General features: G+C 37.1%; 18 protein-coding genes. 16 read left to right on the top strand and 2 right to left on the bottom strand.

Features of this window, described 5'->3' with window-relative positions; genetic code table 11:
* Positions 1-27: 27 nt before the first annotated feature.
* From nusA to WMO42_RS04210, 15 genes are all read left to right on the top strand, one after another.
* The gene (nusA, locus tag WMO42_RS04280; protein WP_116443503.1) at positions 28-1,251 is read left to right on the top strand and encodes a transcription termination factor NusA; all 1,224 of its coding nucleotides are present in this window, start codon (positions 28-30) and stop codon (positions 1,249-1,251) included.
* 20 nt (positions 1,252-1,271) lie between these two features.
* Positions 1,272-1,547, top strand: coding sequence for a YlxR family protein (locus WMO42_RS04275; protein WP_022502042.1), 276 nt, complete (start codon positions 1,272-1,274; stop codon positions 1,545-1,547).
* Positions 1,537-1,845 (top strand): ribosomal L7Ae/L30e/S12e/Gadd45 family protein, encoded by a 309-nt coding sequence (locus WMO42_RS04270; protein ID WP_022502041.1) that lies wholly within the window; start codon positions 1,537-1,539, stop codon positions 1,843-1,845. Before WMO42_RS04275 ends, WMO42_RS04270 begins: the two co-directional genes overlap by 11 nt.
* Before the next feature lie 56 nt (positions 1,846-1,901).
* Positions 1,902-4,826 (top strand): translation initiation factor IF-2, encoded by a 2,925-nt coding sequence (gene infB, locus WMO42_RS04265; protein WP_349191626.1) that lies wholly within the window; start codon positions 1,902-1,904, stop codon positions 4,824-4,826.
* Between the two features lie 85 nt (positions 4,827-4,911).
* Positions 4,912-5,286, top strand: a complete 375-nt coding sequence (rbfA, locus tag WMO42_RS04260; RefSeq protein WP_022502039.1) for a 30S ribosome-binding factor RbfA — start codon at positions 4,912-4,914, stop codon at positions 5,284-5,286.
* Positions 5,287-5,299: 13 nt separating this feature from the next.
* Positions 5,300-6,253, top strand: coding sequence for a bifunctional oligoribonuclease/PAP phosphatase NrnA (locus WMO42_RS04255; RefSeq protein WP_022502038.1), 954 nt, complete (start codon positions 5,300-5,302; stop codon positions 6,251-6,253).
* A gap of 23 nt (positions 6,254-6,276) precedes the next feature.
* Complete coding sequence (gene truB, locus WMO42_RS04250) at positions 6,277-7,185, top strand: tRNA pseudouridine(55) synthase TruB (protein WP_055174488.1); 909 nt, start codon at positions 6,277-6,279, stop codon at positions 7,183-7,185.
* A 31-nt stretch (positions 7,186-7,216) separates the two neighbouring features.
* Positions 7,217-8,143: a bifunctional riboflavin kinase/FAD synthetase gene (locus WMO42_RS04245; protein ID WP_022502036.1), complete on the top strand. Its 927-nt coding sequence runs from the start codon at positions 7,217-7,219 to the stop codon at positions 8,141-8,143.
* Positions 8,144-8,381: 238 nt separating this feature from the next.
* Positions 8,382-8,648, top strand: a complete 267-nt coding sequence (rpsO, locus tag WMO42_RS04240; RefSeq protein WP_022502035.1) for a 30S ribosomal protein S15 — start codon at positions 8,382-8,384, stop codon at positions 8,646-8,648.
* 212 nt (positions 8,649-8,860) lie between these two features.
* The gene (locus WMO42_RS04235) at positions 8,861-10,945 is read left to right on the top strand and encodes a polyribonucleotide nucleotidyltransferase (protein ID WP_055174490.1); all 2,085 of its coding nucleotides are present in this window, start codon (positions 8,861-8,863) and stop codon (positions 10,943-10,945) included.
* A gap of 121 nt (positions 10,946-11,066) precedes the next feature.
* A complete protein-coding gene (locus WMO42_RS04230; RefSeq protein ID WP_022502033.1) occupies positions 11,067-11,486 on the top strand; it encodes an HIT family protein in 420 nt (139 codons plus the stop codon).
* 194 nt (positions 11,487-11,680) lie between these two features.
* The gene (locus tag WMO42_RS04225; protein ID WP_055174492.1) at positions 11,681-13,045 is read left to right on the top strand and encodes a GGDEF domain-containing phosphodiesterase; all 1,365 of its coding nucleotides are present in this window, start codon (positions 11,681-11,683) and stop codon (positions 13,043-13,045) included.
* Positions 13,046-13,114: 69 nt separating this feature from the next.
* Positions 13,115-13,858, top strand: coding sequence for a YebC/PmpR family DNA-binding transcriptional regulator (locus tag WMO42_RS04220; protein WP_022502031.1), 744 nt, complete (start codon positions 13,115-13,117; stop codon positions 13,856-13,858).
* A gap of 273 nt (positions 13,859-14,131) precedes the next feature.
* A complete protein-coding gene (locus WMO42_RS04215) occupies positions 14,132-14,896 on the top strand; it encodes a PilZ domain-containing protein (protein WP_349191625.1) in 765 nt (254 codons plus the stop codon).
* 2 nt (positions 14,897-14,898) lie between these two features.
* The gene (locus WMO42_RS04210) at positions 14,899-15,456 is read left to right on the top strand and encodes a hypothetical protein (protein ID WP_022502029.1); all 558 of its coding nucleotides are present in this window, start codon (positions 14,899-14,901) and stop codon (positions 15,454-15,456) included.
* A 173-nt stretch (positions 15,457-15,629) separates the two neighbouring features.
* On the opposite strand, the gene uxaC is transcribed toward WMO42_RS04210, so the two are convergent.
* Together uxaC and WMO42_RS04200 are read right to left on the bottom strand one after the other, a co-directional pair.
* Positions 15,630-17,036 carry a glucuronate isomerase gene (uxaC, locus tag WMO42_RS04205; RefSeq protein ID WP_349191623.1) on the bottom strand — a complete coding sequence of 469 codons (1,407 nt, stop codon included), beginning with the start codon at positions 17,034-17,036 and terminating at the stop codon, positions 15,630-15,632.
* A 21-nt stretch (positions 17,037-17,057) separates the two neighbouring features.
* Complete coding sequence (locus tag WMO42_RS04200; protein ID WP_055174496.1) at positions 17,058-18,062, bottom strand: LacI family DNA-binding transcriptional regulator; 1,005 nt, start codon at positions 18,060-18,062, stop codon at positions 17,058-17,060.
* 582 nt (positions 18,063-18,644) lie between these two features.
* Here WMO42_RS04200 and WMO42_RS04195 point away from each other — a divergent pair.
* Positions 18,645-20,159 carry a tagaturonate reductase gene (locus WMO42_RS04195; protein WP_022502026.1) on the top strand — a complete coding sequence of 505 codons (1,515 nt, stop codon included), beginning with the start codon at positions 18,645-18,647 and terminating at the stop codon, positions 20,157-20,159.
* Positions 20,160-20,190: the final 31 nt, after the last annotated feature.

The following is a 20,190-nucleotide window of genomic DNA, read 5'->3' as shown; positions in this document are numbered from 1 at the left end:
AAGTCGTTAATAATGGAGGATAAGAAGATGAATAAAGAATTGATACTTGCGATTGAAGCCTTAGAGAAAGAAAATGGAATCGACAAAGAGATTATGTTTGATGCTATAGAAAAGTCATTAATGGACGAATATAAGGCTGAATTTGACAAGGCAGATAATGGCAGGGTAGTACTTGACAGAAGAACAGGTGATTTCCACATTTATTCAGACAGAACTGTAGTTGAAGAAGTGGAAGTTCCAGAGTTCCTTGATACTAAGAAAGGAAAGTATGTATCTGGTACAGAAATCGCACTTGCAGATGCAAGAAAGATTAAGCCGGCCTGTCAGCTTGGTGATGTTATTACTATAGAAGTAAAGTCAGAAGAATTCTCAAGAAAAGCAGCTAAGAATGCCAAGAATACAATTGTTCAGACTATAAGAGAACAGGAAAAGAATGCACTCTACAACGAGCTTCACGCTAAGGAGAAGGAAATCGTTACAGGTGTTGTACAGAGAATTAACGACAATGGTGATATGACTATTGATATTGGAAGAACACAGGCGGTTCTTAAGGCAGATGATAACTTTAAGGATAAGCAGTTCAAATGCGGAGACAGAATTAAGGTATATGTTGCAAGCGTAAGCAACAGAGAAAGAAGCGGTTTATCAGTTAAGATTTCAAGAAAGTCACAGGAACTTGTAAAAAAGCTTTTTGAAGAAGAAGTTACAGAGATTAAAGACGGCACAGTTGAGATTATGGCTATCGCAAGAGAAGCAGGTTCAAGAACTAAGATGGCTGTAAGAGCTAATGTTCCTCATGTAGATCCAGTTGGTGCGTGCGTAGGTATTAACGGTGCGAGGGTTAAGAATATCGTTAATGAACTTGGCAATGAACAGATTGATATTGTTGAGTGGGATGACAATCCAGCACAGTTAATCGTTAATGCTTTAAGCCCGGCAAAGGTTGTATCAGCAGTAGCAGATGAAGAAGAGAAGAAGGCTAAGATAATTGTTTCAGAACAGCAGTTATCACTTGCAATCGGTAAGTCAGGACAGAATGTAAGACTTGCAGCTAAGCTTACAGGTTACGGAATTGATATTAAGAGCGAAGCTGATCCAGAAGCATTTGCTGATATGGATAAAGACAACGCAGAAATCGTATATGGTGAAGACAGTGAAGGATATGATGACAATCAGGCAGATAATGTAATGTCATTGAATGAAGACTATAACGAAGATGCAGCCTCTGACACAGAAGTTGTAGAAGAATAATATTATTGGAGAGTGATAGTTTGGCAGCAGTAAAGAAGATTCCACAAAGACAGTGTATAGGCTGTAATGAGATGAAAGACAAAAAGCAGCTTATACGGATATTAAAGACTCAGGATGAACAGATAATAATAGATATAACAGGCAAGAAGAACGGAAGAGGGGCGTATATATGTCCTGATGCAGAGTGTCTTAAGAAAGCAAGAAAGTCAAGAGGACTTGAAAGAGCTTTTAAGATGGCTGTTGATGCATCTGTTTATGATGAGTTAGAAAAGGAGATGAATAATCTTGGACAATAAAAGAGCATTATCAATGATAGGTCTTGCACAGAAGGCTGGAAAAGTAGCAAGCGGTGAGTTCTCTACTGAAAAGGCTGTAAAAGAGCATAAGGCATATATGGTAATAGTAGCAGATGATTCATCTGATAATACCAAAAAGAATTTTAAGAATATGTGTGAATATTATAAAGTGCCAGTGTATTTCTTTAGCAATAAGGATGACTTAGGGCATGCTATAGGTAAAGAATTCAGAGCATCACTCGCAATCCTTGATGAAGGGTTTAAGAATAGTATTGAGAAACATTTTAAACAAGATTAGAGATAATCGGTGTAAATAATACAGAAATATTATTCCTGTATTGGAAAAGAGGTTAAATGGCAAATATGAGAGTTCATGAGTTGGCGAAAGAATTAAATATTTCATCAAAAGCGATAACTGATATGTTAAGCAATGCTGACAAGAAATATACAGCTATGAGCGGACTTGGTGAAAGTGAAATAAACAGTGTAAAGAGCAAGTTTACAAAAGCAGCTGGAAATACAGCTAATAAATCAGGACCTAAAAAGGCAGAAGAAAAACAAGTGAAATCAGAGGAGAATAAGAATATTAAGGCACAGGATAAGACTGGTAATAAGTCAGAACAGAATACACAGGATACTAAAGCAGCAAACACATCTAAGGATGTAGATAAGAAGCACATTTCTCAGGTGTACTTCCCACAGAACAGCCAGAAGACTGATTCAAGAGATAGAAATAATAATAGAGATAATAACCAGAATAGAAATAACAGAGATGGTTATAGAAATGACCGTAATAACGGCGGTTATAGAAATGATAGAAACAATGACCGCAATGGCAGTTACCAGAACAGGGACAATAACGGTCAGAACAGAGATGGTTATAGAAATGACCGAAACAACGGCGGTTATAGAAATGATAGAAACAATGACCGCAATGGCAGTTACCAGAACAGGGACAATAACAGCCAGAACAGAGATGGTTATAGAAATGACCGAAACAACGGCGGTTATAGAAACGATCGAAACAATGACCGTAATAGCGGTTACCAGAACAGGGATAATAGCGGCCAGAACAGAGATGGTTATAGAAATGATCGAAACAACGGCGGTTATAGAAATGATAGAAACAATGACCGTAATGGCGGTTACCAGAACAGGGACAATAACGGCCAGAACAGAGATGGTTATAGAAATGACCGTAATAACGGCGGTTATAGAAACGATCGAAACAATGACCGTAATGGCGGTTACCAGAACAGGGATAATAACGGCCAGAACGGCGGACGCTCAGGAAGAGATGGTCAGGGATTCTCTGGTCAGAGAAGAAATGACAGAGGTTCTTCAGCACCTAAGGACGATTTCATTTTTGAGACAAAGCCAGATTCAAGAAGACCAGACTCAAGAAAGAATGATTCAAGAAAGAATGACAGAAAGAAAGATAATGAGGCAAAGGAAAATCTTAAATTTGCTAACAGCAAGTTAGAGAAGAAACCGGCTCCAAAGCAGGAGAAGAAGGAAGAAGAGACAATTAAGCAGCTCATTTTACCAGACAGCCTTACTATCAAGGAACTTGCTGATAAGATGAAGGTTCAGCCATCTGCAATTGTTAAGAAGCTTTTCTTACAGGGCAAGGTTGTAACAATTAACCAGGAAGTTGATTATGATACAGCAGAAGAAATAGCACTTGAGTTCAACTGCATATGTGACCACGAAGTTAAGGTTGATGTTATTGCAGAACTTCTTAAGGAAGATGAGGAGTCAGAGGACGATATGGTTGCAAGACCACCAGTTGTCTGTGTTATGGGACACGTTGACCATGGTAAGACATCTTTACTTGATGCAATCAGGGAAACACATGTAACAGCTAAGGAATCAGGCGGTATTACACAGAAGATCGGTGCTTATATGGTGGATGTCGATGGACAGAAGATTACATTCCTTGATACTCCTGGACACGAAGCGTTTACAGCTATGCGTATGCGTGGTGCACAGGCTACAGATATTGCTATTCTTGTAGTAGCAGCTGATGATGGCGTTATGCCACAGACAATCGAAGCTATTAACCACGCTAAGGCAGCGGGCGTTGAAATTATCGTTGCTGTTAATAAGATTGATAAGCCTAATGCTAATATCGAGAAGGTTAAGCAGGAACTTACAGAATATGAACTTATCGCAGAAGACTGGGGTGGTTCAACTACATTTGTTCCAGTATCAGCTCACACTAAGGAAGGTATTGACGAACTTCTTGAGATGATTCTTCTTACAGCAGAGGTTAATGAGTTAAAGGCTAACCCTAACCGTAAGGCAAGAGGTATCGTAATTGAAGCGGAGCTTGATAAAGGACGTGGTCCAGTTGCGACTATCCTTGTACAGAAGGGTACATTAAGAGTTGGTGATGCAGTTGCTGCAGGTTCTTGTTATGGTAAGATAAGAGCTATGATTGATGATACTGGAAGAAGAGTTAAGGAAGCTACTCCATCTATGCCTGTAGAGATTCTCGGTCTTAATGATGTTCCTAATGCTGGTGAAATTATTATGGCTACAGAGAGTGAGAAGGAAGCAAGAAATATTGCTGATACATTTATTGCAGAAGGCAAGAAGAAGCTTCTTGATGATACTAAGCATAAAGTATCACTTGATGCATTGTTCGAGCAGATTCAGGCTGGTAATATGAAGGAACTCGACCTTATTATCAAGGCTGATGTACAGGGTTCAGTCGAGGCTGTTAAGCAGAGTCTTGTTAAGCTTTCTAATGAAGAAGTTATCGTTAAGGTTATCCATGGCGGCGTTGGTAATATTAATGAGTCAGACGTTGTGTTAGCTTCTGCTTCTAATGCTATTATCATCGGCTTTAATGTTAAGCCTGATAATCAGGCGAGAATAGTTGCTGAGAGAGAAAAGGTTGATTTAAGACTTTACAGTGTAATCTACAATGCAATTGAAGATGTTGAGGCAGCTCTTAAGGGTATGCTTGAGCCTATATATGAGGAAAAGATTATCGGTCATGCTGAGATAAGACAGATATTCAAGGCTTCTGGTGTTGGTAATATTGCCGGTGCTATCGTTACAGAGGGTAGAATTACTAAGGATTCAATTGTAAGAATTACAAGAGATAAAGAGCAGATATACGAAGGTCCTATCGCTACACTTAAGCATTTCAAGGATGATGTTAAGGAAGTTAAGGGCGGTTCTGAATGTGGTATGGTATTTGAGAACTTTGGCCAGATTCAGGAAGGCGATCTTGTAGAAGCTCATATAATGGTAGAAGTACCTAGATAGAGTTATCCGATAGTCCAGAAAATTGAATTTTCTGGACTATATGGTTTTGACAGTGATATAATTATATATTAGAAAGTAGGAGTATATGCGTAAAAATAGTGTTAAGAATACCCGCATTAATGGGGAAGTATTAAAAGAGCTAAGCAATATAATCCGTAGTGAAATCAAAGACCCAAGAATCAATCCGATGACATCGGTTGTATCTGTTGAGGTCGCACCAGATTTAAAGACTTGTAAGGCATATATAAGTGTACTTGGCGATGAGCAGTCACAAAAGGACACTATTACAGGACTTAAGAGTGCGGAAGGCTATATAAGAAGAGAACTTGCTAGAACAGTGAATTTAAGAAATACACCAGAAATCAAGTTCATTCTTGACCAGTCAATTGAGTACGGAATTAATATGTCTAAGCTTATAGACGAAGTTACACAGAAAGATAGTGATAGTCATAATAAGTAAGAAGGTGTAATATATGAATATTATTGAAGAGTTAGGTGCTGCAAAAGTAGTTGGTATAACAGGGCATATAAGACCAGATGGTGACTGCACAGGTTCAGTGCTTGGTCTGTATAATTATTTAAAGGATAATGCACCAGATATAGATGTAAATGTTTATCTTGAACAGCCATCAGACAAATTATCATATCTTAATGGTTTTGATGCTATAAAAAATGTTATTGAGCCGGATAAGAAGTTTGATGCATTTATTGTTCTTGATTGCAGTTCAATAGACAGAATAGAGCCATTCGCAGACGGCTTTAAGAATGCGGATAAGACTATATGTATAGATCATCATATAAGTAATGACAGTTTTGCAGATGTTAATAATGTTATTCCAACAGCGAGTTCAGCGTGTGAAGTGCTTTATGACACATTTGATGCCGGTAAAGTAAGCAGGAATACTGCTGAATGTATATACACAGGTATTATACACGATACAGGTGTATTCAAATATAGCTGCACATCACTCCACACTATGGAGATAGCAGGAAAGATGATGCAGATGGGAATAGATTATTCTGATATAATAGATAATAGCTTTTATAAGAAGTCTTATGTACAGAACCAGATTCTTGGAAGGGCGCTTCTTGAAAGCGTGCTTTTTTATGACGGAAAATGTATATTCTCAAGCGTGACAAGAGATGAAATGGATTTCTATGGAGTTACTGGCAGGGAGCTCGGAGGAATTATTGAACAGTTAAGGCTTACTGATGGAGTTGAAGTTGCAATATTCTTATATGAAACAGGCGATAATGAATATAAGGTAAGTCTTCGTTCTAAGAAAGAGATTGATGTAAGCAGGATAGCTGCATGCTTTGGCGGCGGCGGACATATAAGGGCTGCCGGCTTTAATGCTAAAGGCACTGTATATGAAATCGTCAACAGAATAGGCGAAATGATTGAACAGCAGTATGCACAGGAGTAATCACTAAGAAAGGTTAAGTTGGTATGAACGGAATTATTAATGTATACAAAGAAAAAGGTTTCACATCACACGATGTGGTTGCAAAACTTCGTGGAATTCTTCATATGAAAAAAATAGGTCATACCGGTACACTTGACCCTGATGCAGTTGGCGTGCTTCCGGTGTGTCTTGGTAAAGGAACGGGTCTGTGTTCCATGATTACAGACTGGACTAAGACCTATGAGGCTGTAATGCTTCTTGGTACAGTTACTGATACTCAGGATACATCGGGAACTGTTCTTAAGACAAGAGAGGTTAATGTCACTAAAAGACAGATATTGGAAGTTTGCAGCAGCTTTGAGGGAGAATATGATCAGATTCCCCCAATGTATTCGGCACTTAAGGTTAATGGAAAGAAGCTTTATGAGCTTGCAAGAGCAGGGGTAGAGGTTGAGAGAAAACCGCGCCGTATAAAGATTAATTCTTTGAGGGTTAATGATATTAACCTTGAAGATGATATTAAGACGGTTACAATTACTGTAGACTGCTCCAAAGGAACCTATATAAGGACGTTGTGTCAGGATATAGGAGAGAAACTTGGCTGTGGAGCTTGTATGATGGAGCTTATAAGAACAAGAGTGGGGGATTTTCTTATTGATGATACTCTTACACTTAATCAGATAGCAGCTTATATGATTAAGGGAGAGATGGAAGAACATATTATCAGCATTGATTCTATGTTTCCGTCATATACCAGACTTACAGTAGATGAAGCTTACAACAAGCTTTTGTATAATGGCAATAAGCTTCCTTTAGAAGCGGTTGTTAATGAAGATTGTGAGTTTCTTGATATGGAGAAATTCAGGATATATGATTCTGGCAATACATTTGTTGGCATATATCAGTATATTGCGGGACAGTTTGTCCTTGAGAAGATGTTTTATGAAGGATAAATGATGTACCTGAAAGGCGGTGTAGACCAGTATGGAATACATACACGGAACGGAGGATTTCAAGCTGGAAAGGTCCAGCGCTGTAACGCTTGGCAAGTTTGATGGTGTTCATCTTGGACATCAGAAGCTTATATCCATAGTTAAAGAGAAAGCAGAGGAACAGGGACTTTTGTCGGTTATGTTTACATTTGACAGAATTCCGCTTAGTATCTGTCCTCAGAAGAACCAGCATTTTTTATCTACTAATTCGGAGAGAAGAATGTTATGCGAGAATTATGGAATAGATGTCGAGGTTGAGTATCCATTTACTACAACACTTATGAATATGGAACCAGAAGAATTCGTAAGTGATATATTGATTAATAAATTGAAAGCAAAGGTAATTGTCGTTGGAACTGATTATTGCTTTGGCAGGGATAGAAGCGGCAATGTGGAATTTCTTATAAGTAATGCAGCTAAATATGGCTATGAAACCATTGTTGTAGAGAAAGAGAAGTTTCAGGATAAAGATATAAGCAGTACATATGTAAGGGAAGAATTAAAGTTAGGTCATATGGAGACAGTCAATGTGCTCCTTAACAGACCTTATTCGATAACAGGAATTGTTGCCAAGGGTAATCAGCTTGGCAGGAAGTTAGAGATACCTACCATTAATGTATATCCTACAGAGATTAAGCTTCTTCCACCGAACGGAGTGTATGCATCCAGAATATTAATAGATGGTGTCTGGTATTATGGTGTTACTAATCTTGGTACTAAGCCGACAATAAGTGATGGATATGAAGTGAGCGTTGAGACTAATGTATTTGACTTTGATAAAGATGTATACGGAAACAGGGTTGAGGTGGCACTTTATCATTTCTTAAGGCAGGAAATGAAGTTTGAAAATGTTGAGGCATTAAAGAAGCAGATGGAAAGTGATGCAAGCTTTGCTAAAGAGATGTTTCTTATACAGTAAAAGATAAATGGAAATATTTTGAGATTGTTTTTGAAAAGATATTTTTGAAGTGATTTTGATAAAATTAAATTAAAATTAAATTTTGAAAATGTCTTGAAATCTTGAAATTATTTTGTAAATCCACTTGATTTCATATTGGTGTTATGATATATTATCAACGTATGAGCCGTCACTCAGATACGGGACACTCCGACCCCAGGCTTGGTGGCAGGTGATTAATATTTAGGAGGAATCAACAATGATATCTAAGGAAAAGAAAGCAGAAATTATTGCTAATTACGGAAGAAAAGCAGGAGATACAGGTTCTCCAGAAGTTCAGATTGCAATCTTAACAGAAAGAATTGCTGAATTAACAGAACATTTAAAGATTAACCAGAAGGATCATCACTCAAGAAGAGGTCTTTTAAAGATGGTTGGTAAGAGAAGAGCTTTACTTTCTTACTTAAAGAAGAACGACATCGAAAGTTACAGAAACTTAATCGAACGTTTAGGAATCAGAAAGTAATTAATTATTTATGGCGGAGTTGTATAACTTCGCCTTTTTCTTTTGGTAATATGCTTGCAAATCAGGCAGTAATTACTTATTATTAAGCTAATAACAGAAAGATTTCACCGAGACCACTCAAAAGCGTACTTAATTAAGTGGGTTTTTGAGTTGTTTCGGACTTTCTGTTAATACAATTAAGCAAGCCATAACAGGCGGAAACGAGGAAATTTATGTTTAAACAGTACACAATGGAATTAGCTGGCAGAACATTAAGAGTTGATGTCGGCAGAGTATGTGCACAGGCTAACGGAGCAGCTCTTATGCACTATGGTGATACAGTGGTACTTTCAACAGCTACTGCATCTAAGGAGCCAAGAGAAGGAATTGATTTCTTCCCATTAAGTGTTGAATTTGAAGAAAAGATGTATGCCGTAGGCAAGATACCTGGCGGATTTAATAAGAGAGAGGGAAAGGCTTCTGAGAATGCTATTCTTACATCAAGAGTAATAGACAGACCTATGAGACCTTTATTCCCTAAGGATTACCGTAATGATGTTACACTTAATAATATGGTTATGGCAGTAGATCCAGAGTGCCGTCCAGAGCTTGTTGCTATGATTGGAGCCTCTATTGCAACTTGTATATCAGATATTCCATTTGACGGTCCTTGTGCTATGACACAGGTTGGTATGATTGACGGAGAATTCATTATTAACCCATCACAGGCTCAGTGGCAGGAAGGTGATCTTCAGCTTACAGTAGCTTCTACTAAGCAGAAGGTTATTATGATTGAAGCCGGTGCTAATATCATTCCAGAGGACAAGATGATTGAAGCTATATATATGGCTCACGATATCAACCAGACAATCATTGCATTTATTGAGAAGATTGTATCAGAAGTTGGAAAAGAAAAGCACTCATATGAGAGCTGTGCTATTCCAGCAGAGATGTTTGAAGCTATGAAACAGGTAGTATCTCCAGAAGAAATGGAAGTTGCTGTATTCACAGATGACAAGCAGACTAGAGATAAGAACATTGATGAGATAATGGAAAAGATGAAAGAAGCATTTGCTGATAATGAAGAATATCTTGCATTACTTGGTGAAGCTCTTTACCAGTATCAGAAGAAGACTGTCCGCAAGATGATCTTAAAAGACCATAAGAGACCTGATGGACGTGCAATCAACCAGATAAGACCGCTTGCAGCAGAGGTTGATATCATTCCTAGAGTTCATGGTTCTGCTATGTTTACAAGAGGACAGACACAGATATGTGACGTTGTAACACTTGCTCCTTTATCAGAAGCGCAGAAGGTGGATGGACTTGATGATAATGTTACAACTAAGAGATATATACATCACTACAATTTCCCTTCATACTCCGTAGGTGAGACAAAGCCTTCAAGAGGACCAGGACGTAGAGAGATTGGACACGGAGCTTTAGCCGAGAGAGCACTTATTCCAGTACTTCCTTCAGAAAAGGAATTCCCATATGCAATACGTGCTGTATCAGAGACATTCGAGTCTAATGGTTCTACATCAATGGCTTCAACTTGTGCATCTTGTATGTCACTTATGGCTGCTGGTGTTCCAATTAAGAGTATGGTTGCAGGTATCTCTTGTGGCCTTGTAACAGGTGATACAGATGATGATTATGTTGTTCTTACAGATATTCAGGGTCTTGAAGATTTCTTCGGAGATATGGACTTTAAGGTAACTGGTACAACAGAAGGTATAACAGCTATCCAGATGGATATTAAGATTCATGGTCTTACACGTCCTATCGTAGAAGAAGCTATAAGAAGAACAAGAGAAGCAAGACTTTTCATTATGGATACTTGTATGAAGCCAGCTATCGCTGAACCAAGAAAGACTGTAGGTGAATTCGCACCTAAGATTATCCAGACTACAATTGATCCGGCTAAGATTGGTGAAGTTGTTGGACAGCGTGGTAAGGTTATCAATGCCATCATCGAAGAATGTGGTGTTAAGATTGATATCACAGATGACGGCTTTGTATCAGTATGTGGTGTTGACCAGGCTGGTATGGATAAGGCTATGAAGTATATCAGAACTATTGTTGATGAATTTGAAGAAGGAAAGATATACGAAGGTAAAGTTGTAAGTATTAAGGAATTCGGTGCATTTGTTGAGTTCGCACCTGGAAAGGAAGGAATGGTTCACATTTCTAAGATTTCTAAGGAAAGAATTAATATGGTAGAAGATGTTCTTACTCTTGGTGACGTTGTCAAGTGTAAGTGTATGGGTAAGGATAAGATGGGAAGGATAAGCTTCTCAATCAAGGATGCTGAATAATTAATAGTTCAGACATTTAATAATTGATATATAAAGATATTAACTGATAAGCAGTTTGACCTGCTGGCTTGACTGCTTATTAGTTATTTATAGTGATTTTAATTATAAGGAGGATACAGATATGGTAGATCAGAATTGTGCATACTGTATGGAAGGTGAACTTGTTGCAAAGTTCGGTATTAAGATATGCGAATTAGAGACATCTAAGGTATATCTTTTCAAGGAGCAGAGCCATCCGGGAAGATGTATCGTTGCGCATAAGAAGCATGTAGGTGATATGAACGAGCTTACAGCAGAAGAAAGAGCAGCTTACTTTGAGGATGTTGCAAGAGTTGCAAGAGCAATTATGAAAGCGTTTAACCCAGATAAGGTTAACTATGGTGCTTATGGAGATACAGGACATCATCTTCACTTCCACCTTTGTCCTAAGTATAAGGACGAATATGAATGGGGTGGAGTATTCCTTATGAATCCAGATAAGAAATACCTTACAGATGAAGAATATGCTGCTATGATTGAGAAGATTAAAGCTAACCTTTAAGATTAAGTGGTGTTTTAACATATAATTCTGCTGCTTTTGCAGAAAATATAAGAATGTATACAAAATATTGTGATATTGGTATAAAATTTATGCAATATCACAATATTTTTTGCTTTTTTTAATGTAATATGATATTATTTGCAATAAGTAATCTTGATATACATTTATAGAAAGATGTAGGAACGGAGATTAATATGGGAAATGCGGGAGATAATACTAAAGATAATACTACAAATTCTAAGATTGTGAGTGATGAATTATATCTTTATTCGTTGAAGAAGATGGCTGATCTTAACGCTAAGAAGAATGAATCGCCGCTTACAGGTCTATATGGAATTAAGGCATTCTTTTATGAAGCTAATGAACTTATGAAGAATAACAGTGATAAGAAGTTCGCTGTTATAAGAATGGATATATACCATTTTAAGACAGTTAATGAGTTTTGTGGACGTGAAGAAGCGGATAAGCTGCTTAAGTACATATCAGGATTGTTTTGTGATTATGAGGGGGAATTCTGTGTTGCAGGTCATTTCAGGGCTGACATATTTGTGTTATGCACATCATTTGATGACAAGCAGGAGCTTATTGATATTGTTAACTCGATTAGGAGTAGAATAGACCAGTATAATATACAGTGCAAAGTTCTTCCCGCATTTGGAATATGTATTAATCATAATAATATGGATGTAAGCCTTATGTGTGATTACGCAGATCTTGCGATTAAGAAGATTAAGGGCAAGGTATTTAAGACATATGAGTTTTATGATAATGCTATGCGTGAGTCTATGCTTTTGGAGAAGAAGATAGAAAATGATGTGCTTCCGGCACTTAAGAATGACTACATAAAAGCATATGTACAGCCCAAGGTTGATATGCACAATGGGCATATTATTGGCGGAGAGGCACTTGTAAGATGGCAGAACGATAAGGAGATGATATATCCTGACCAGTTCATACCTGTTCTTGAGAAGAATGGATATGTAATTGATGTGGATAATTTTATATGGAACAAAGTATGTGCCTGTATTAAGATGATGGAAGATAAAGGTATTGAACCGGTTCCTATATCAGTTAATGTATCAAGAATGCATGTATATCAGGAAAAGTTCACAGAGAATTTAAAGAATATGGCCGGTGAATATGGTATAGATCCTAAGTATATTCCGCTAGAGATAACAGAAAGTGCGTTTACTAAGGAAGAGGGCAGTCTTTTTAAGAAGGTTCAGTCATTGCAGGGATATGGCTTTAAGTTCTCAATGGACGATTTCGGTTCGGGATATTCTTCTCTTGGAATGTTAAAGAGCGAGCGTGTAGATGAAGTTAAGATAGACAAGACCTTTGTTGATGATATAGCAACAGATAAAGGAAAAGTACTTCTTGGCAATGTCATAAGAATGATTAATGAACTTGGAATAGATATGATTGCAGAAGGTGTTGAGACAAAAGAGCAGGCTGATTTCTTAAAGGAGAATGGCTGTATGTATGCACAGGGCTACTATTATTATAAACCTATGCCTATTGAAGAATTTGCTAAATTGCTTGAAAATTCAGCCAGATAGTGATAGAATATTTGTCGGTGTATTTTTAGATTAGAAATAAGAAGATAAGTAGATTAAAGGAGAAATAAAATGTCAGGACATTCAAAATTTGCTAACATAGCCCATAAGAAAGCTGCAAATGATGCTGCTAAGGGTAAGATTTTTACAAGACTTGGTAAGGAGATTATGGTTGCCGTTAAAGAAGGTGGACCTGATGTTAATAATAATAGTAAGTTAAGACAGGTTGTTACTAAGTGTAAGGCTGCTAATATGCCTAATGATACAATTGAAAGAGCTATTAAGAAGGCTGCAAGTACAGATATGTCTAACTTTGAATCAGTTACATATGAAGGATATGGTCCTAACGGAACAGCTATTATAGTTGAGGCATTAACAGACAATAGAAACAGAGCTGCTTCTAACATCAGAAATGCATTCACTAAGGGTGGCGGTAATGTAGGAACACCTGGCTGTGTATCATTTATGTTCGATAACAAGGGACAGATTATCGTTGCTAAGGAAGATTGTGATAAGGATGCAGATGATCTTATGATGATTGCCCTTGATGCAGGTGCAGATGACTTCAATGAAGAAGAAGACAGCTATGAGATTACTACAGCTCCAGATGATTTTGGCACAGTAAGTGATGCACTTTCTAACGAAGGAATTACATTTGCTTCAGCAGAAGTTACAATGATTCCACAGACAATGGTAGAGCTCACATCAGAAGATGATATTAAGAAGATGAGAAGAATATTAGCACTTCTTGATGAAGAAGATGATGTTCAGAATGTATACCACAATTGGGACGAGCCAATTGAGGACGAGGAATAATAACAATATAGCGTAGCCATTAGATGATTATATATCATTTTATGGTTATATGTGTTTATGATAAAAAGGCTGCTGGTATGTTAGTATATATTAGCAGTCTTTATTTTATGTAATAGGAAATTCCAATAGAATGTGTGGAAAATGTCTAAAATGTTGTCTAAAATGTCAAAAAACAACTTTTCAATAAGCGTGAAAAATGTTATTATTTAATTAAATATTTTTGATTACGTTTAATTGAATATATGGATATTTATATATTTCTGGAGATGATTAATGATAATTAAGGAAGTTCCGGCTGAAGGTAATTTAACTATTGAGGTCAGTCTTAAGGAAAGAAAGTTGGAATTTCACTCACAGTGTGTAGAATCAGGAGTGAATTATATATATGCCCAGCCGATAAGGATAGATGGTAAGATACTATCATTTAATAGTGAAGGGCATTTGATGGTTAATTTAATATATTTAAGAGAAGAAAAGAATCCTATAGTATGGAAAGGTGTCGGAATAACGACTGTCCAGAATAATGGAAAGAATGTATACAAGATAGTTGCATCAGGGGAAGGATTTGAGATGAACCGAAGAGAGTCGTTTAGATTGTTTCTTGGTCTGGGAGCGGTTGTCCAGATAGGTTCTAATAAGAAAGCTGTTAATGTTATTCTTAAGGATATAAGTGAGAATGGTTTCTCATTTGTTGAAATTGAAGATATAGATGCAGAGAATCTTCCTGTAAGACTGGTGTTTAATGATATGAAGACAGGTATAAGCCTTATTGGAAATATTGTAAGAAAGGTTACAGTAGGTGAGAAGAAGATTATCTATGGCTGTACACTTACATCCTGCAATATTGATGTGGCACGTTATATCAATGAGAAGCAAAGACAGTTCCTTGCTGCAAGCCGTAGTTCACGTAGTTCAGGGGAATCTAATAAGGAAGCACTAAAGAGGTCTTTAAGAGAACCTACACAATATGAATCAGCACTAAAGGCAGCACAGGCAAATCAGGACAACAAGAAACAGGGTAAAAGAAAGAAGGGGTAAAATTGGAGAATAATAATAAAAGAGTTGTTGACAACAGACAGAATATCAATGACGACGAAAAGATGAAGATTAATATGAGGGCAGAACTTGATGAGCATTATACAATGCTTAAGGAATGTCCTAAGTGTGGCACGAGAATGATATATGCATATGGAGAGGTATATGAATGTCCTAAATGTGGTAATAAAGAATTTACTGAATTTGGCAAGATAAGAGATTATCTTGAAAAGCACGGACCACAGAATGCAGTCACAATAGCTGATGCAACAGGTGTAAGCGTTAAGACTATACAGAAGTTCTTATATCAGGGCCGTATTGAGATACCAGATGGTTCTGGTTCATATATTAAGTGCCAGATGTGTGGTGCAGAGATAAGATACGGAAGATTTTGTCCGGAGTGTTCAGCTAAGCTTAGCAGGGATAATTCATCTATGGTATATGTTGGAGAGAAGCCAAAGCATAAGATGGATTACAATGGCAAGATGCATACACTTGATGAGAGTGAGATGAAGAATGTATCAAGAAAACCAGTTGCAATGAGAAGAAAAGATAAGAAATAATGAAACAAAAAGAATAATCCCTAAGACTCTTTGTCAGCTATTGCCAAAGAGCCTTAAGGATTAAAGATATAAAAATCCGCTGTATATTGATTTTACATTTCAATATACAGCGGATTTTAGTTTAATATTATTAACAAATGAATGTCTATAATACTATTTGTCCGTGCTTGATTTTATAAGTCGAAACCAAAGTAACGAACTGCATTGTTGTAAGAGATGCCTTCAACAATCTTCTTAAGAGCCTTCTCATCGTTAGGGTATTCACCGTTCTCAACCCATCCACCAATAAGCTCGCACATAATTCTTCTGAAGTATTCATGTCTTGTATAAGATAAGAAGCTTCTTGAATCTGTAAGCATACCGATGAAGTTGCCAAGTAAGCTTAAGTTAGCGAGACTTGTCATCTGGTTAGTCATACCAACCTTATGATCATTGAACCACCATGCTGAACCCTGCTGGATCTTACCAACAGCCTTAGAATCCTGAAAACATCCAATAACAGTACCGATAGCAGCATTAACTGATGGATTAAGTGAGTAGATGATAGTCTTAGGAAGTTCATCTGTGCTGTTAAGAGCGTTAAGGAACTGAGCCATCTCTGCTGAACAGTCATAAGTGTTGATGCAGTCAAAGCCTGTATCAGGACCTAACTGATTGTATCTGAATACGTTGTTATCACGGATAGTACCATAATGTAACTGCATTACCCAGTTAAGCTTGTTGTATTCCTTACCAACAGATACCATAAATGCTGTCTTGAACTTGTTCATCTCTTCTGTTGTGATAGCTTTACCAGATAATCTCTTAGCAAATAAAGCTTCGATTTCTTCATCTGTGTATGGCTTATACATAACATATTCAAGAGCATGGTCAGATACTGAGCATCCCATTGAATCAAAGAACTGCATTCTGTTTCTTAAAGCATCCATAAGAGAAGCAAAAGAGTTAACCTTGATTCCACTTACATCTGATAATGTGTTAAGGTAGTCAAGATATTCAGGCTTTTCGATGTTCATAGCCTTGTCAGGTCTCCAGGCTGGGAGTACCTGTACATCAAATGTATCATCTTCTGCAAGCTTCTTGTGCCATTCAAGTGAATCAACTGGATCATCTGTTGTACAGATTAATTTAACATTTGACTGCTTTATAAGATTTCTAACTGACATAGAATCTTCCTGTAACTTAGCGTTGCAAAGATTCCATACTTCTTCGGCTGTATCACCATTTAAGATACCGTTGTAACCGAAATATCTCTGAAGTTCAAGGTGGCTCCAATGGTAAAGTGGATTACCGATAGCCATTTCAAGTGTTTCAGCCCATTTCTGGAACTTTTCACGATCAGAAGCATCACCTGTGATATACTTCTCATCAACACCATTAGTTCTCATCTGACGCCACTTATAGTGGTCACCGCCGAGCCATACCTGTGTAATATTCTCGAACTTTCTGTCTTCTGCGATTTCCTTAGGGTTGATATGACAGTGATAATCAACGATAGGCATCTTGTCAGCATAGTCGTGGAAGAGATGCTGTGCTGTAGGTGTTGAAAGTAAAAAGTCTTTGTCCATGAATTGTTTCATAGTTCTTAATCCTCCTGTGAATTAAAAATGTGTTGTATTGCGTTTTATAATATCAGCAGTGATAATGCTGTGTTTATCAGCAGATTCACCGCACAATACCTTCATAAGAACATCTACTGCTTTAGTTGAAAGCTGTTCAACGTGGCTGTCAATAGATGTAAGCTCTGGTTCAGTGCATATGGAAAGAACCGAGTTGTTAAACCCTATAATCTCAAGCTCATCAGGAACACTGATAGAGTGGGCGTGTGCATATTTAACTGCCCCAGCTGCAAGTGAGTCATCAGAGGTTACTACAGCATCAAATTCGATACCTTTATTATAAAGATAATTAAGGTATTCCTTGGCGTGCGAAATGTTCTTGCCACATAGATGTCTGTAATCTTCAGGAAGTGAAATGTCTGCTTCTTTCAAAGCTTTTATATATCCTGCATATTTGTTCATACCACTGTATGACTTGCTTGTGTATAAGTAGACTATATTACGATGTCCATTATTAATCAAGAGGTTAGTTGCATTATATATGGCAATTTCATCATTGCACATAACAGAATATATATTAGGTGCATCAAGGTATCCATTCACTAAGACAATAGGTATATCCTTAGCTGCATTAATTATGTAATCATTATTGTGGATATTGGTATTCTCAACAAACTGTGAACCGGCAAGTATTATGCCGTCAACTCTTTTGCTTAACAGGAGTTCAAGATATTTCTTCTTATTAGTATAATCCTTACCTGTACAGCAGAGTATGGAGTCATAACCATGCTTTCTTAATTCCTGTTCAAGATAATATACAGCATTAGCAAGGTAAATATCAGAGGAGTCAATACACATTATACCTATGGTCTTCATTGTATTAAGTCCTAAGCCTCTTGCAAATACATTTGGTGTATAATCAAGCTCTTTCATAGCATCTAATACTTTGTTTCTTGTAGCTGATGATACTTTGGCATTACCATTAAGAACACGGGAAACAGTGGCAATAGATACTCCTGCTTTATTGGAAACATCATATATATTCATAAATTAACCTCATTCTTGTAAGCTCTGGACAACGCTTGCATTAATGTAATATATAGGTGCAGTTGATCATTAGGCCATTAATTATGATGAATAATTATAATTAACAGAATTGTGTAATTATAAAAGTAGTAAAATATCATAAAAAACACTTAATGTAAGCACTTACATATTGATAAACTGATTATACAATGGTATTATTATAAAAGCAAGTATGTAAAGTGTATTTTTATTGTACTTAATTATTACCATTAAAGAGTTGTGCAATTGTTTAGTAATGAGTGAAGAACAATAACTGATAATTAAATTTAACAGACAATAATGTATACAAAAATAAGTATTGACTAAAAATGTTTTTAAGTATATCATAATCTGTGAAAGATAATGAAAGCGCTTACATACGCTTTGGATACCATTTACTGGTTAAGAATGCGTAGTCCGGCAAAGCTGAGTGATACTGCGCTATAATAATGTTAAATATGGAATATCTTAATATTTTAATTAACACTGGGATATTTCATAGTCAGTGTCTACGCCCTGCGTGGAGCTGAGATGCCCTTAAAGTGGGCGGAATGGAGGAATAATATGCAGAGATTAAACAAGAGTATTACACATGCAGTTGACAGACCTGTAAAGGTTATGCAGTTTGGTGAAGGTAACTTCCTTAGAGCATTCGTAGATTATATCTTCGATGTTACTAACGAAAAGACAGATTTTAATGGTGGTGTTGTTATCGTTAAGCCAATCGAGTTTGGTACACTTGAAAGATTCCACGATCAGGAATGCCAGTACACACTTCAGTTAAGAGGTTTCGTAGATGGACAGCCTAAGGAAATCACACGTCAGATTACATCTGTTGTTGATGCTGTAGCAGCTATCGAAGATTATGACAAGTACATTGAATATGGTACAAGTGAAACACTTAGATTTATCGTTTCTAATACAACAGAAGCAGGTATCGTATTTGACGAGACAGATAACGATCCTAATGCTCGTCCTCCTAAGACATATCCTGGTAAGCTTACACAGCTTCTTTACAAGAGATACCAGAAGTTCAACGGAGCAGCAGATAAGGGACTTATCTTACTTCCTTGCGAACTTATCGCTGATAATGGTATCGAATTAAAGAAGTGCATTATGAAGTTTATAGAACTCTGGGGTCTTGAAGATGGATTCAAGGACTGGGTTAACAATTACTGCTCATTCTGCCCAACACTTGTTGATAGAATTGTTCCAGGTTATCCAAGAGAAGATGCTGCTAAGCTTTGCGAAGAGTGGGGCTATGAAGATCAGCTTATCGACAGAGCTGAGGTATTCGGTCTCTGGGTTGTAGAAAGTGATTCTAACCTTCCACTTGAACAGCTTGAGAAGGAACTTCCATTCAAGGAAGCTGGACTTAATGTAGTATTTACAAAGGATCATCATCCATATAAGGAAAGAAAGGTAAGAATCCTTAATGGTTCACATACATCATTCGTATTAGCATCATTCCTTGCTGGTAACGATAACGTAGAGAACTCTATGAAGGATCCAGTTATCAGAAAGTATATGGAAGAAACACTTTACAATGAAGTTATTCCTACACTTTCACTTTCTAAGGAAGATTGTGAAGAATTCGCTAAGGCTGTTATCGACAGATTCCTTAACCCATTCGTAGATCACAGATTATTAAGCATTTCACTTAACTCTGTATCTAAGTGGGAAGCTAGATGTCTTCCTTCATTCTTAGGATACGTTAAGAAGTTTAACAAGCTTCCTAAGTACCTTACATTCTCTATCGCAGCACTTATGAGCTTCTATACATCACAGACAGAAGCTGAGTTCAACGGTGGTATTGTATTAAAGGGTGACAGAAACGGTGAAGAGTACAACATCACAGATGATAAGGCTGTACTTGATTTCTTCAGAGATAACTCTGGTAAGACACCAGCTGAATTCGCACATGCTTACTTAAGCAATACTAAGTTCTTCGGTGGCGAAGACCTTACTAAGGTTCTTGACCTTGAAGAAGTTATCACAGGATATATTACAGATATCAGAGAAAGAGGCATGAGAGCTGTAGTTAACGATTTAGCTCTTGATGATGAAAAGTTAGCATAATTGCGTTGGCAGTTTGCAGCAAAGTATTTAT

It is taken from the genome of Lachnospira sp. CLA-JM-H23 (assembly GCF_040096425.1).
GTDB lineage: Bacteria > Bacillota > Clostridia > Lachnospirales > Lachnospiraceae > Lachnospira > Lachnospira rogosae.
This window is presented reverse-complemented; position numbering and strand designations above follow the sequence as displayed.

Coding starts and splice junctions, on each gene's coding strand:
- nusA (WP_116443503.1), top strand. CDS start 28: ATGAATAAAGAATTGATACTTGCGATTGAAGCCTTAGAGAAAGAAAAT.
- infB (WP_349191626.1), top strand. CDS start 1,902: ATGGCAAATATGAGAGTTCATGAGTTGGCGAAAGAATTAAATATTTCA.
- rbfA (WP_022502039.1), top strand. CDS start 4,912: ATGCGTAAAAATAGTGTTAAGAATACCCGCATTAATGGGGAAGTATTA.
- WMO42_RS04255 (WP_022502038.1), top strand. CDS start 5,300: ATGAATATTATTGAAGAGTTAGGTGCTGCAAAAGTAGTTGGTATAACA.
- truB (WP_055174488.1), top strand. CDS start 6,277: ATGAACGGAATTATTAATGTATACAAAGAAAAAGGTTTCACATCACAC.
- WMO42_RS04245 (WP_022502036.1), top strand. CDS start 7,217: ATGGAATACATACACGGAACGGAGGATTTCAAGCTGGAAAGGTCCAGC.
- rpsO (WP_022502035.1), top strand. CDS start 8,382: ATGATATCTAAGGAAAAGAAAGCAGAAATTATTGCTAATTACGGAAGA.
- WMO42_RS04235 (WP_055174490.1), top strand. CDS start 8,861: ATGTTTAAACAGTACACAATGGAATTAGCTGGCAGAACATTAAGAGTT.
- WMO42_RS04230 (WP_022502033.1), top strand. CDS start 11,067: ATGGTAGATCAGAATTGTGCATACTGTATGGAAGGTGAACTTGTTGCA.
- WMO42_RS04225 (WP_055174492.1), top strand. CDS start 11,681: ATGGGAAATGCGGGAGATAATACTAAAGATAATACTACAAATTCTAAG.
- WMO42_RS04220 (WP_022502031.1), top strand. CDS start 13,115: ATGTCAGGACATTCAAAATTTGCTAACATAGCCCATAAGAAAGCTGCA.
- WMO42_RS04215 (WP_349191625.1), top strand. CDS start 14,132: ATGATAATTAAGGAAGTTCCGGCTGAAGGTAATTTAACTATTGAGGTC.
- uxaC (WP_349191623.1), bottom strand. CDS start 17,036: ATGAAACAATTCATGGACAAAGACTTTTTACTTTCAACACCTACAGCA.
- WMO42_RS04200 (WP_055174496.1), bottom strand. CDS start 18,062: ATGAATATATATGATGTTTCCAATAAAGCAGGAGTATCTATTGCCACT.
- WMO42_RS04195 (WP_022502026.1), top strand. CDS start 18,645: ATGCAGAGATTAAACAAGAGTATTACACATGCAGTTGACAGACCTGTA.